Origin of the sequence: Shinella sp. WSC3-e (assembly GCF_945994535.1) — a bacterium.
GTDB classification, from domain to species: domain Bacteria; phylum Pseudomonadota; class Alphaproteobacteria; order Rhizobiales; family Rhizobiaceae; genus Shinella; species Shinella yambaruensis.
This window is the reverse complement of sequence record NZ_OZ000530.1, coordinates 3,548,277-3,561,662: the sequence shown is the minus strand read 5'-3', so window position 1 is coordinate 3,561,662 and position 13,386 is coordinate 3,548,277. Positions and strand designations below refer to the sequence as shown.

The 13,386-nt window shown below is 64.9% G+C and carries 11 protein-coding genes; all 11 read left to right on the top strand.

All coding sequences use genetic code 11. The features are described 5' to 3' along the window. The first annotated feature begins 3 nt into the window (after positions 1-3). The gene (sdhA, locus tag AABF56_RS17565; protein WP_244769318.1) at positions 4-1,845 is read left to right on the top strand and encodes a succinate dehydrogenase flavoprotein subunit; all 1,842 of its coding nucleotides are present in this window, start codon (positions 4-6) and stop codon (positions 1,843-1,845) included. Positions 1,846-1,863: 18 nt separating this feature from the next. Next, a complete protein-coding gene (locus AABF56_RS17560) occupies positions 1,864-2,643 on the top strand; it encodes a succinate dehydrogenase iron-sulfur subunit (RefSeq protein ID WP_244769319.1) in 780 nt (259 codons plus the stop codon). Between the two features lie 143 nt (positions 2,644-2,786). Beyond that, positions 2,787-3,320 carry a protease inhibitor Inh/omp19 family protein gene (locus AABF56_RS17555; protein WP_244769320.1) on the top strand — a complete coding sequence of 178 codons (534 nt, stop codon included), beginning with the start codon at positions 2,787-2,789 and terminating at the stop codon, positions 3,318-3,320. Positions 3,321-3,358: 38 nt separating this feature from the next. Beyond that, positions 3,359-4,552, top strand: a complete 1,194-nt coding sequence (gene zapE, locus AABF56_RS17550; protein WP_272806929.1) for a cell division protein ZapE — start codon at positions 3,359-3,361, stop codon at positions 4,550-4,552. 166 nt (positions 4,553-4,718) lie between these two features. Further along, positions 4,719-5,681 carry a malate dehydrogenase gene (gene mdh, locus AABF56_RS17545; protein ID WP_244769322.1) on the top strand — a complete coding sequence of 321 codons (963 nt, stop codon included), beginning with the start codon at positions 4,719-4,721 and terminating at the stop codon, positions 5,679-5,681. Between the two features lie 27 nt (positions 5,682-5,708). Further along, positions 5,709-6,902 (top strand): ADP-forming succinate--CoA ligase subunit beta, encoded by a 1,194-nt coding sequence (gene sucC, locus AABF56_RS17540; protein WP_244769323.1) that lies wholly within the window; start codon positions 5,709-5,711, stop codon positions 6,900-6,902. Positions 6,903-6,919: 17 nt separating this feature from the next. Next, positions 6,920-7,822, top strand: coding sequence for a succinate--CoA ligase subunit alpha (gene sucD, locus AABF56_RS17535; protein WP_244769324.1), 903 nt, complete (start codon positions 6,920-6,922; stop codon positions 7,820-7,822). A 135-nt stretch (positions 7,823-7,957) separates the two neighbouring features. Continuing rightward, on the top strand, positions 7,958-10,954 hold the full coding sequence (locus tag AABF56_RS17530) for a 2-oxoglutarate dehydrogenase E1 component (protein ID WP_272806928.1): 2,997 nt from the start codon (positions 7,958-7,960) through the stop codon (positions 10,952-10,954). A 106-nt stretch (positions 10,955-11,060) separates the two neighbouring features. Beyond that, positions 11,061-12,299: a 2-oxoglutarate dehydrogenase complex dihydrolipoyllysine-residue succinyltransferase gene (gene odhB, locus AABF56_RS17525; RefSeq protein ID WP_272806927.1), complete on the top strand. Its 1,239-nt coding sequence runs from the start codon at positions 11,061-11,063 to the stop codon at positions 12,297-12,299. Between the two features lie 12 nt (positions 12,300-12,311). Further along, positions 12,312-12,743 carry an MAPEG family protein gene (locus AABF56_RS17520; RefSeq protein WP_272806926.1) on the top strand — a complete coding sequence of 144 codons (432 nt, stop codon included), beginning with the start codon at positions 12,312-12,314 and terminating at the stop codon, positions 12,741-12,743. Beyond that, positions 12,740-13,384, top strand: a complete 645-nt coding sequence (locus AABF56_RS17515; protein WP_272806925.1) for a LysE family translocator — start codon at positions 12,740-12,742, stop codon at positions 13,382-13,384. The genes AABF56_RS17520 and AABF56_RS17515 overlap by 4 nt, the downstream gene beginning before the upstream one ends. Positions 13,385-13,386 lie beyond the last annotated feature (2 nt).

The following is a 13,386-nucleotide window of genomic DNA, read 5'->3' as shown; positions in this document are numbered from 1 at the left end:
ATCATGGCAGCGATCTCCTCCCCGGCGGCCAACGGCAAGGCCTATAATTACGTGGACCATTCCTTCGACGTGATCGTCGTCGGCGCCGGCGGCGCGGGCCTGCGCGCCACGCTCGGCATGGCCGAGCAAGGCCTCAAGACGGCCTGCATCACCAAGGTCTTCCCGACGCGTTCGCACACCGTCGCCGCCCAGGGCGGCATCGCGGCCTCGCTCAGGAACATGACGCCGGACAGCTGGCAGTGGCATCTCTACGACACCGTCAAGGGTTCCGACTGGCTCGGCGACGTCGACGCCATGCAGTATCTCACCATGGAAGCGCCGAAGGCGGTCTATGAGCTGGAGCATTACGGCGTGCCCTTCTCGCGCAACGAAGAGGGCAAGATCTACCAGCGCCCGTTCGGCGGCCACATGCAGAACTATGGCGAGGGCCCGCCGGTGCAGCGCACCTGCGCGGCCGCCGACCGTACCGGCCACGCCATCCTGCACACGCTCTACGGCCAGTCGCTGCGCAACAATGCGGAATTCTTCATCGAATATTTCGCGCTCGACCTGATCATGTCGGCCGACGGCCGCTGCACCGGCGTCGTCGCCTGGAACCTCGACGACGGCACGATCCATCGCTTCGCGGCCAAGATGGTGGTGCTGGCGACCGGTGGTTACGGCCGCGCCTATTTCTCGGCCACCTCGGCCCACACCTGCACGGGCGACGGCGGCGGCATGATCGCCCGCGCCGGCCTGCCGCTGCAGGACATGGAGTTCGTGCAGTTCCACCCGACCGGCATCTACGGCGCCGGCTGCCTCATCACCGAGGGCGCCCGCGGCGAAGGCGGCTATCTTGTCAACTCGGAAGGCGAGCGCTTCATGGAGCGTTATGCGCCGTCGGCGAAGGACCTCGCTTCGCGCGACGTCGTCTCGCGCTGCATGACGATGGAAATCCGCGAAGGCCGCGGCGTCGGCAAGAACAAGGACCACATCTTCCTGCATCTCGACCACCTCGATCCGGCGGTTCTGCACGAGCGCCTGCCCGGCATTTCCGAGAGCGCGAAGATCTTCGCCGGCGTCGACGTGACGCGCGAGCCGATCCCGGTCCTGCCCACCGTCCACTACAATATGGGCGGCATTCCCACGAATTACTGGGGCGAGGTGCTGAACGCCGACGGCCAGAACCCGGAGCGCATCGCGCCCGGCCTGATGGCGGTTGGCGAGGCGGGCTGTGCCTCGGTGCACGGCGCCAACCGCCTCGGCTCCAACTCGCTGATCGACCTCGTGGTCTTCGGCCGTGCCGCCGCGATCCGCGCCGGCCAGGTGATCGACCGCAACGAGGCGGTGCCGGCGCTCGACATTGCCGCCTGCGACCGGATCATGGATCGCTTCGATCGCCTGCGGAACGCCAATGGCGGCACGCCGACGGCAGTGCTGCGCGACAAGATGCAGCGCACCATGCAGGAAGACGCCGCCGTGTTCCGTACCCAGGAATCGCTGGAAAGCGGCTGCAAGCGCATGACGGCGATCTGGAAGGAAATGCCGGACATCAAGGTCACCGACCGTTCGATGATCTGGAACTCCGACCTCGTCGAGACGCTGGAGCTGGAGAACCTGATGGCGAACGCCATCACCACCGTCTACGGCGCCGAGGCCCGCAAGGAGAGCCGCGGCTCGCATGCCCGCGAGGACTATGCGACCGGTCCGCTCGGCGGCCGCGACGACGTCAACTGGCGCAAGCACACGCTCGCCTGGGTGAACGAGGCGGGCGACGTGACGCTCGACTATCGCCCTGTTCATACCGACCTTATCGCGGACGGGATCGATCCCAAGAAGATCGAGCCCAAGGCCCGCGTCTACTGATCCCGAGGAGAACAGGACATGGTTGAACTCGCTCTCCCGAAAAACTCGCAGCTGACCGAGGGCAAGGTCTGGCCGAAGCCGGCCGGCGCCACCAACACCCGTGAGTTCCGCATCTACCGCTGGAACCCCGATGACGGCAAGAACCCGTCGGTCGACACGTTCTACATCGACGTCGACGACTGCGGCCCGATGGTGCTCGACGCGCTGCTCTACATCAAGAACAAGATCGACCCGACGCTGACGCTGCGTCGCTCGTGCCGCGAGGGCATCTGCGGCTCCTGCGCCATGAATATCGACGGCACCAACACGCTCGCCTGCACCAAGGGCATGGACGAGATCAAGGGTGCGGTGAAGGTCTATCCGCTGCCGCATATGCCGGTCGTCAAGGACCTCGTTCCCGACCTCACGAACTTCTACGCCCAGCACCGCTCGATCGAGCCCTGGCTGAAGACCGTGTCGCCGACGCCGGCGAAGGAGTGGAAGCAGAGCCATGAGGATCGCCTCAAGCTGGACGGCCTCTACGAGTGCATCCTGTGCGCCTGCTGCTCGACCTCCTGTCCGAGCTATTGGTGGAACGGCGACCGCTATCTCGGCCCGGCGGTCTTGCTCCAGGCCTATCGCTGGCTGATCGACAGCCGCGACGAGGCCACCGGCGAGCGCCTCGACAATCTGGAAGACCCCTTCCGTCTCTACCGCTGCCATACGATCATGAACTGCGCCCAGGCCTGCCCGAAGGGCCTCAACCCGGCCAAGGCGATCGGCGAAATCAAGAAGATGCTGGTCGAGCGCCGGCTCTGACCCATATGATGGACATTCACGAAACGTGAGGAGGCGGCCCGACTATTCGGGCCGTTTCGTCTTGATTCGTGCGGGCGATTCACGTTAATTCGGCGGGAATTGCTGCACGGCAGCAGTATCGGGCAGATATCGGGAGTAACGACATGCGGATTCACCATGTGGCAGGCGGGCTGATGATGGCGCTTGCTCTGGCCGGTTGCCAGCGAACCTCGATGGACAGCGTCAATACGCAGCAGAACATCACGCCGCTGGAGGCCCAGCCGATCGGCACCGTCTCCTCCAGCCAGTTGCCCGACCCCACGACCGACACCTCGCAGTTCCCGGAAAAGCCGGCGACCGACACGGCGATGGCGACGACGGGCACCGGAACGGGCGATACGGCAGCGGCGACGGCGCTCGACGTCACCAAGGAATCCATGGTCGGCAACTGGCGGGTGGCGAGCGGCCCGTCCTCCTGCGACATGTTCCTGACGCTCACCAATCTCGGCAGCGGCTCGCGCGGCGGCACGCGCGGTTGCGCGGGCGAACTGACGACGATGGGCTCCTGGGAGGTCGCCGGCAAGCAGGTCGTGCTGAAGGACCGCAACGGCAACGCCATCGCCCGGCTTTACAAGACGGCCGATGCCCGTTTCGACGGCTCGACCAATTCCGGCCAGCCCGTCAGCCTTTCACGCTGATCCCGTCCTTTCGACACCGACACGGATAAAAGCCGCCCATGGGCAAGGATTGGGACAGCGGGTCGACCCATCCGGATCACGGCGTTTCGGATAGGCTGCAGGCCCTTGTCGCGAGCGGCGAGCTGAAGCCGGATCCGGCGCAGAGGGCCATGGCCGCGCGCTTCGACAGGCTGCTGCTTGACCTTCACGCCCAGCGTCCGGCGCGCAAGTCGAGCGCGCTCGGCTGGCTCTTCGCCTCCCGCAAGCCCGCGACGGTCAGCGCCCCCAAGGGGCTCTACATCCATGGCGGCGTCGGGCGTGGCAAGACCATGCTGATGGACATGTTCTTCGAGCTGGCGCGGGTCAAGCGCAAGCGGCGGGCGCATTTCCATGAATTCATGGCCGATGTGCACGAGCGCATCCACAAGCACCGCCAGAAGCTGAAGGCCGGCGAGACGAAGCAGGCCGATCCCGTGCCGCCGGTGGCGGAAAGCCTCGTCGAGGAGGCGCGCCTCCTCTGCTTCGACGAGTTCTCCGTGACGGATATCGCCGATGCGATGATCCTGTCGCGTCTCTTCGGAGAGCTTTTCCAGCGCGGCTGCATCCTTGTTGCGACGTCCAATGTCGAGCCGGACAACCTCTACAGGGACGGCCTCAACCGCAGCCTCTTCCTGCCCTTCGTCGATCTCCTGAAGCGCCATGTCGAGATCGTGCCGCTCGATTCCCTGACCGACTATCGCATGGAGAAGGACAGCGGCCTGCCGGTGTTCCGCCATCCGCTCGGCGTCGAAGCCGACATGGCGATGGAGGCGGCCTGGCGGCGCGAGACCGTAGGCAGGCCGGCGGCGGCCAAGACGATTGCCTTCCGGGGCCGCAGCATCCCCGTGCCGCGGGCGGCGGGGCGCGTTGCGCGCTTCTCCTTCTCCGACCTTTGCGAAAAGCCGCTGGGCGCGGCCGACTATCTCGAAATCCTCGCGCATTACGACACGCTCTTCGTCGATCACATTCCCCTGCTCGGCGCGGAGAAGCGCAACGAGACGAAACGCTTCATCAATCTCGTCGACACGATCTACGATCATCGCGCGCGGCTCTTCGCCTCCGCGGCGGCGGCGCCGGAAAACCTGCTTGTCACCCGCAAGGGCACGGAAGGTTTCGAGTTCGACCGCACGGTCTCGCGCCTCATCGAGATCCGCAGCACGGAATATCTTGCCGATCACAAGGCCCGCTACGAAGAGGATGTGACGAAAGCGTGACGGAAATTCTTACGTTTACGTAAGATATTTTGTATCTAACCGATTGAAAAACTTCGATCCGAAAGTATGTGTTGAATTTTTAGGCGGACAAGCGTAAGCCCTTGCGCCGAAAGGTCCCGCAATTGCGACATTGGGGGCCTGTTGATCGGAGCAAGAGGAAGCTTTCATGGCCCGCAAGAAGATCGCACTTATTGGTTCTGGAATGATCGGTGGCACGCTGGCGCATCTGGCCGGCCTGAAGGAACTGGGCGACATCGTCCTCTTCGACATTGCCGACGGCATTCCGCAGGGCAAGGGCCTCGATATCGCCCAGTCCTCGCCGGTCGAGGGCTTCAACGCCTCGCTGACGGGCGCCAGCGATTACGCCGCCATCGAAGGCGCGGACGTCTGCATCGTCACCGCCGGCGTTGCCCGCAAGCCCGGCATGAGCCGCGACGATCTTCTCGGCATCAACCTCAAGGTCATGGAACAGGTCGGCGCCGGCATCAAGAAATATGCCCCGAACGCCTTCGTCATCTGCATCACCAACCCGCTCGACGCGATGGTCTGGGCGCTGCAGAAGTTCTCGGGCCTGCCGAAGAACATGGTCGTCGGCATGGCCGGCGTGCTGGACTCGGCCCGCTTCCGCCTCTTCCTCTCCGAAGAATTCAAGGTCTCCGTCCAGGACGTCACCGCCTTCGTTCTCGGCGGCCACGGCGACACGATGGTGCCGCTTGCCCGCTACTCCACGGTCGCCGGCATCCCGCTGACCGACCTCGTCAAGATGGGCTGGGTCACCAAGGAACGCCTGGAAGAAATCATCCAGCGCACCCGTGACGGCGGCGCCGAGATCGTCGGCCTGCTCAAGACCGGCTCGGCCTACTACGCCCCGGCCGCTTCGGCGATCGAGATGGCCGAGTCCTACCTGAAGGACAAGAAGCGTGTCCTGCCCTGCGCGGCCTATCTTTCAGGCCAGTACGGCGTGAAGGACATGTATGTCGGCGTACCCACCGTCATCGGCGCCGGCGGCGTCGAGCGTATCGTCGAGATCGACCTCAACAAGGCCGAGCAGGAAGCCTTCGACAAGTCCGTCGGCGCCGTTGCCGGCCTTTGCGAAGCCTGCATCAACATCGCGCCTTCGCTGAAGTAATCCCGGTATCCAGACAGGATTTTCCCCATGAACATTCATGAATATCAGGCCAAGGCTCTGCTCAAGAGCTTTGGCGCTCCGGTCGCCGAAGGCGTCGCGATCTTCTCCGCCGACGAGGCGGAGGCGGCTGCGAAGTCGCTTCCCGGCCCGCTCTACGTGGTCAAGAGCCAGATCCATGCAGGCGGCCGCGGCAAGGGCAAGTTCAAGGAGCTCGGTCCCGATGCCAAGGGCGGCGTCCGCCTCGCCTTCTCGGTGGAGGAAGCCAAGGCCCACGCCAAGGAAATGCTCGGCAACACGCTCGTCACCGCGCAGACCGGCGAGGCCGGCAAGCAGGTGAACCGCCTCTATATCGAGGACGGCGCCGACATCGACCGCGAACTCTATCTCTCGCTGCTCGTCGACCGTTCCGTCGGCCAGGTCGCCTTCGTCGTCTCGACGGAAGGCGGCATGGATATCGAGGCCGTCGCCCATGACACGCCGGAGAAGATCGTCACCGTCGCGATCAACCCGGAAACCGGCGTCACCGCCGACAACCTGGCGACGCTGACCGCAGCCCTGAAGCTCGAAGGCGAAGCCAAGGCCGACGCCGAAAAGCTCTTCCCGATCCTCTACAAGGCCTTCGTCGAGAAGGACATGAGCCTGCTCGAGATCAACCCGCTGATCGTCATGAAGAACGGCCGCATGCGCGTCCTCGACGCCAAGGTCTCCTTCGACGGCAACGCGCTGTTCCGCCACGACGACATCCGGGCGCTGCGCGACGAGACCGAAGAGGACGCCAAGGAGATCGAGGCTTCCAAGTGGGACCTCGCCTATGTGGCGCTTGACGGCAATATCGGCTGCATGGTCAACGGCGCGGGCCTTGCCATGGCGACGATGGACATCATCAAGCTCTACGGCAAGGAGCCGGCGAACTTCTGCGACGTCGGCGGCGGCGCGGGCAAGGAGAAGGTCGCGGCAGCCTTCAAGATCATCACGGCCGACCCGAAGGTCGAGGGCATCCTCGTCAACATCTTCGGCGGCATCATGAAGTGCGACGTCATCGCCGAAGGCGTGGTCGCAGCCGTGCAGGAAGTCGGCCTCAAGGTTCCGCTGGTCGTTCGTCTCGAAGGCACGAATGTCGAGCTTGGCAAGAAGATCCTGAACGAATCGGGCCTGGCGATCACCGCCGCCGACGATCTGGACGACGCCGCCAAGAAGATCGTTGCCGCGGTCAACGGCTAACTGAAGGACCTGACCTCATGTCGATTCTCGTCAACAAGAACACCAAGGTCCTCGTTCAGGGCCTGACCGGCAAGACCGGCACCTTCCACACCGAGCAGGCGCTCGCCTACTACGGCACGCAGATGGTCGGCGGCATCCACCCGAAGAAGGGCGGCGAAACCTGGACCGGCTCGAAGGGCGAAAGCCTGCCGATCTTCGCCTCCGTCGCCGAGGGCAAGGAAAAGACCGGCGCCGACGCCTCCGTGATCTACGTTCCGCCGGCAGGCGCCGCGGACGCGATCATCGAGGCGATCGATGCGGAAATCCCGTTCATCACCTGCATCACCGAGGGCATCCCGGTCGCCGACATGGTGCGCGTCAAGGCGCGCCTCGACCGTTCCTCCTCGCGCCTGCTCGGCCCGAACTGCCCGGGCATCCTGACGCCGGAAGAGTGCAAGATCGGCATCATGCCGGGCTCGATCTTCCGCAAGGGTTCGGTCGGCATCGTCTCGCGCTCCGGCACGCTGACCTATGAAGCCGTGTTCCAGACCTCCAACGAAGGCCTCGGCCAGACCACGGCCGTCGGTATCGGCGGCGACCCGGTCAAGGGCACCGAGTTCATCGACGTCCTGGAGATGTTCCTCGCCGACGACGCCACGACCTCGATCATCATGATCGGCGAAATCGGCGGCTCGGCCGAGGAAGATGCGGCGCAGTTCCTCATCGACGAGGCCAAGAAGGGCCGCAAGAAGCCGATGGCCGGCTTCATCGCGGGCCGCACGGCCCCGAAGGGCCGCACCATGGGCCATGCCGGCGCCGTCGTTTCCGGCGGCAAGGGCGATGCGGAATCCAAGATCGCGGCGATGGAGGCGGCGGGCATCCGCGTTTCGCCTTCGCCGGCCCGTCTCGGCAAGACGCTGGTCGAAGTCCTCAAGGGCTGAGAAACGAAAATGGGGTGGGCCGGCTGAAAATGCCGGCCGATCCGTCTCTTCCCGGCGTCATGCCGGGCGGCAAGCCGGGGGAAAGCCCGGTCAACACGATCGTTCGGGAGGCGGGCGCGGCGCCCGCGAAACACCATGGCACGACAAGACGCCAACGAACAATTCCTGGCCACGTCCTTCCTCGACGGGGCGAACGCAGCCTATATCGAGCAGCTCTACGCGAAGTACGAGGCCGATCCCGCCTCGCTCGGCGAGGAATGGCGGGCCTTCTTCAAGGCCCTCGAAGACCAGCCCTCCGACATCGTGAAGGCCGCGAAGGGCGCCTCGTGGAAGCGCGCGAACTGGCCGATTGCCGCCAATGGCGAGCTCGTTTCGGCGCTCGACGGCAACTGGGGCGTGGTCGAGAAGGTGCTGGAGAAGAAGGTGCAGGCGAAGGCCGAGGCCGTCGCCGCCCAGACCGGCGCGCCCGTCAACCAGGCCGACGTCAACCAGGCGACGCGCGATAGCGTGCGCGCCATCATGATGATCCGCGCCTACCGCGCGCGCGGCCACCTGCACGCCAAGCTCGACCCGCTCGGCCTTGCCGTTCCCGTCGAGGATTATAACGAGCTCTCGCCCTCGAACTACGGTTTCGAGGAGAAGGATCTCGACCGCAAGATCTTCATCGACAACGTGCTTGGCCTCGAATATGCGAGCGTGCGCGAAATGGTCGAGATCCTGGAGCGCACCTATTGTTCGACGATCGGCGTCGAGTTCATGCATATCTCCAACCCGGAAGAGAAGGGCTGGATCCAGGAGCGCATCGAAGGCCCGGACAAGGGCGTCGACTTCACGCCCGAGGGCAAGAAGGCGATCCTGCAGAAGCTGATCGAGGCGGAAGGCTTCGAGCAGTTCATCGACGTCAAGTACAAGGGCACCAAGCGCTTCGGCCTCGACGGCGGCGAATCCCTCATCCCGGCGCTGGAGCAGATCATCAAGCGCGGCGGCCAGCTCGGCCTGAAGGAAATCGTGCTCGGCATGGCCCACCGCGGCCGCCTCAACGTGCTCACCAACGTGATGGCAAAGCCCCACCGCGCCGTCTTCCACGAATTCAAGGGCGGCTCCTACGCGCCGGACGACGTGGAAGGTTCGGGCGACGTGAAGTACCACCTCGGCGCTTCCTCGGACCGCGAGTTCGACGGCAACAAGGTGCACCTGTCGCTGACCGCCAACCCCTCGCACCTTGAAATCGTCAACCCGGTCGTCATGGGCAAGGCCCGCGCCAAGCAGGACCAGATGGCGACGGTCTTCGAGGGCGACATCATCCCGCTGCGCGAGCGTGTCAAGGTCATGCCGCTGCTCTTGCATGGCGATGCGGCCTTCGCGGGCCAGGGCGTCGTTGCCGAAATCCTCGGCCTTTCGGGCCTGCGCGGCCACCGCGTCGCCGGCACGGTGCATGTCATCATCAACAACCAGATCGGCTTCACCACCAACCCGGCCTTCTCGCGCTCCTCGCCCTATCCGTCGGATGTGGCGAAGATGATCGAGGCGCCGATCTTCCATGTGAACGGCGATGATCCGGAAGCGGTGACCTACGCGGCCAAGGTTGCGACCGAATTCCGCATGAAGTTCCACAAGCCGGTCGTTCTCGACATCTTCTGCTACCGCCGCTTCGGTCACAACGAAGGCGACGAGCCGGCGTTCACGCAGCCGAAGATGTACAAGGCGATCCGCGCCCACAAGACCGTGGTCAACCTCTACGGTGCGCGCCTTATTGCCGAGGGCGTGATCAGCGAGGGCGAATTCGAGAAGATGAAGGCCGACTGGCGCGCCAACCTCGAGACGGAATTCGAGATCGGCCAGTCCTACAAGCCGAACAAGGCCGACTGGCTGGACGGCGTCTGGTCGGGCCTGCGCTCGGCCGACAACCAGGACGAACAGCGCCGCGGCAAGACGTCCGTGCCGATGAAGCAGCTCAAGGAGGTCGGCCGCAAGATCGCGACGATCCCGGAAGGCTTCAAGGCCCACAAGACCATCCAGCGGTTCATGGACAACCGCATGCAGATGGTCGAGACGGGCGAGGGCATCGACTGGGCGATGGCGGAAGCGCTCGCTTTCGGCACGCTCTGCGTCGAGGGCACGAAGATCCGCCTTTCCGGCCAGGATTGCGAACGCGGCACCTTCTCGCAGCGCCACTCGGTGCTCTACGATCAGGAGACCGAGGATCGCTACATCCCGCTCGCCAACCTCTCGCCGACCCAGGCGCGCTACGAGGTCATCAACTCGATGCTCTCGGAAGAAGCGGTGCTCGGTTTCGAATACGGCTATTCGCTGGCCCGTCCGAACGCGCTGACCCTCTGGGAAGCCCAGTTCGGCGACTTCGCCAACGGCGCGCAGGTCGTCTTCGACCAGTTCATCTCTTCGGGCGAGCGCAAGTGGCTGCGCATGTCCGGCCTCGTCTGCCTCCTGCCGCACGGCTATGAGGGCCAGGGTCCGGAGCACTCCTCCGCCCGCCTCGAGCGCTGGCTGCAGATGTGCGCCGAGGACAACATGCAGGTCGCCAATGTCACGACGCCGGCGAACTACTTCCACATCCTGCGCCGCCAGGTGAAGCGCGACTTCCGCAAGCCGCTGATCATGATGACGCCGAAGTCCCTGCTGCGCCACAAGCGCGCCGTCTCCTCGCTTTCGGAAATGGCGGGCGAAAGCTCGTTCCACCGCCTGCTCTGGGACGATGCCGAGGTCATCAAGGACGGCCCGATCAAGCTGCAGAAGGACGCCAAGATCCGTCGCGTCGTGATGTGCTCGGGCAAGGTCTACTACGACCTCCTCGAAGAGCGCGAGAAACGCGGCATCGACGACGTCTACCTCCTGCGCCTGGAACAGCTCTATCCGTTCCCGGCCAAGGCGCTGATCAACGAATTGTCGCGCTTCCGCAATGCCGAGATGGTCTGGTGCCAGGAAGAGCCCAAGAACATGGGCGCCTGGGCCTTCATCGACCCCTATCTCGAATGGGTGCTCGCCCATATCGACGCCAAGTACCAGCGTGTGCGCTATACCGGCCGTCCGGCCGCCGCCTCGCCGGCGACGGGCCTGATGTCGAAGCACCTTGCGCAGCTCGCCGCCTTCCTCGAAGACGCGCTGGGCGGTTGATCCGCCCGGCAGTTTTTCGCGCAATTCCGGACGGAAAACCGCTTCACACTTTTCCTGGAATTGCTTCAGTAACCGCGACAAAGATATAACGAACGGAACTCAACTCATGGCTACCGAAATCCGCGTCCCGACTCTGGGCGAATCCGTCAGCGAAGCGACCGTCGGCACCTGGTTCAAGAAGGTCGGCGACGTCATCAAGGCCGACGAGCCGCTCTGTGAGCTCGAAACCGACAAGGTGACGATCGAAGTGCCGGCGCCGGCCGCCGGCGTGCTGTCGGAAATCACCGCCGCTGCCGGCGACACGGTCGCCCCGGGCGGCCTGCTCGGCCAGATCTCCGAAGGCGCATCCGCCGGTGCCGCGGCGCCGGCCGCCGCCGAAAAGGTGGAGAAGGCCGCTGCTGCCGCGCCCGCCGCCGAGGCCAAGCCCGCTGCCGGTGCCTCGGCCATGCCGGCCGCTCCGGCCGCTGCCAAGATGCTCGCCGAAAACAACCTCTCGGCCGATCAGGTCGACGGGTCCGGCAAGCGCGGCCAGGTGCTGAAGGGCGACGTCATCGCCGCCGTCGCCAAGGGCATCACGGCCTCCACGGCCGCTGCCGCCGAGCCGGCCAAGGTCGTCGCCCGCGCGCCGTCCTCCGAGGCCGATGCGCCGCGCGAAGAGCGCGTGAAGATGACGCGCCTGCGCCAGACGATCGCCAAGCGCCTGAAGGACGCCCAGAACACCGCAGCCATGCTGACCACCTACAACGAGGTGGACATGTCGGCCGTGATGGACCTGCGCAACCGCTACAAGGACCTCTTCGAGAAGAAGCACGGCGTCAAGCTCGGCTTCATGGGCTTCTTCACCAAGGCCGTCACCCACGCGCTGAAGGAGCTGCCGGCGGTCAATGCCGAGATCGACGGCACGGACATCATCTACAAGAACTACTGCCACATCGGCGTCGCCGTCGGCACGGACAAGGGCCTCGTCGTCCCGGTCGTGCGCGATGCCGACCAGATGGGCATTGCCGCGATCGAGAAGGAAATCGGCCGCCTCGGCAAGGCTGCCCGGGACGGCGAACTCTCCATGGCCGACATGCAGGGCGGCACCTTCACCATCTCGAACGGCGGCGTCTACGGTTCGCTGATGTCCTCGCCGATCCTCAACGCCCCGCAATCCGGCATCCTCGGCATGCACAAGATCCAGGAGCGTCCGGTCGTCGTCGGTGGCCAGATCGTCATCCGCCCGATGATGTATCTCGCGCTCTCCTACGACCACCGCATCGTCGACGGCAAGGAAGCCGTGACCTTCCTCGTGCGCGTCAAGGACAGCCTGGAAGATCCGGAACGCCTCGTTCTCGATCTCTGAGCGGAGACCCCCATGGAGGCGGCAGCGTCAGCGTCTTCGCCCATGCTCGTGCTTCTGGCATTGAGCGTGGCGCTGCTCGTCTTCCATATCGGGCTCCAGGGCATGCTCTCGACACGGGAGCTTGGCTCCGTCTGGAATGCCGGCCCGCGCGATGAGCCGCGGCAGCCGGCCGGCCTGGTCGCCGGACGCGCCGCGCGCGCGTCGGCGAATTTCCGGGAGACCTATCCGGCCTTCGTCGCGCTCGCCCTGGCGCTTGCCATCGCGGGCGACCCGGCGGGCTGGGGGCTTGCCGGCGCATGGTTGTGGTTCGTCGCCCGGCTCGTCTATCTTCCGCTCTATCTTGCAGGCGTACCCTATATCCGCTCGCTCGTCTGGACCGTCGCTTTGGTGGGGCTCGCGGTCATGGCGGGCGCGATCATCCTCCAGGAGGCAGGCATTCCATGAGCAACTATCTCCTCGAACTCGCCTCGCTGATGGCGATCTTCGCCTTCGCCATCGTCTCGCCCGGCGCGGATCTCGCCATGGTGATGCGCCAGTCGATCGTGCATGGGCGGCGTGCGGCGATCGTCACGTCCTTCGGCATCGGCACGTCGCTGATGTTCCATGTCGCCTACACGATCCTCGGCCTCGGCCTCCTCATTTCCCAGTCGATCTACCTCTTCAACATCGTGAAGTGGTGCGGCGTCGCCTATCTCGTCTACATCGGCATCAAGGCGCTCAGGGCCGGCAAGGCCGACATTTCCGTCGAGACGGTGAAGGGCGGCGAAGACGGCAAGGGCGGGCAATCGGCATTGCGCGCCTTCGGCCTCGGCTTCCTCGCCAATGCGCTGAACCCCAAGCCGGTCTTCTTCTTCCTGTCGATTTTCTCCACGGTCGTCAGCGCCCATACGCCGATCGCCATCAAGTTCGGCTACGGCCTCGTCATGGCCACCTGCCTCATCGTCTGGTTCGTCGGCGTCTCGCTCTTCATGACGACGCCGAAGATGCGTGCGGCCTTCGCGCGCATGAGCCAGTGGATAGACCGGGCGAGCGGCCTCGTCTTCATCGCCCTCGGCATCAAGCTCGCCACGGAAAAGGCCCACTGAGC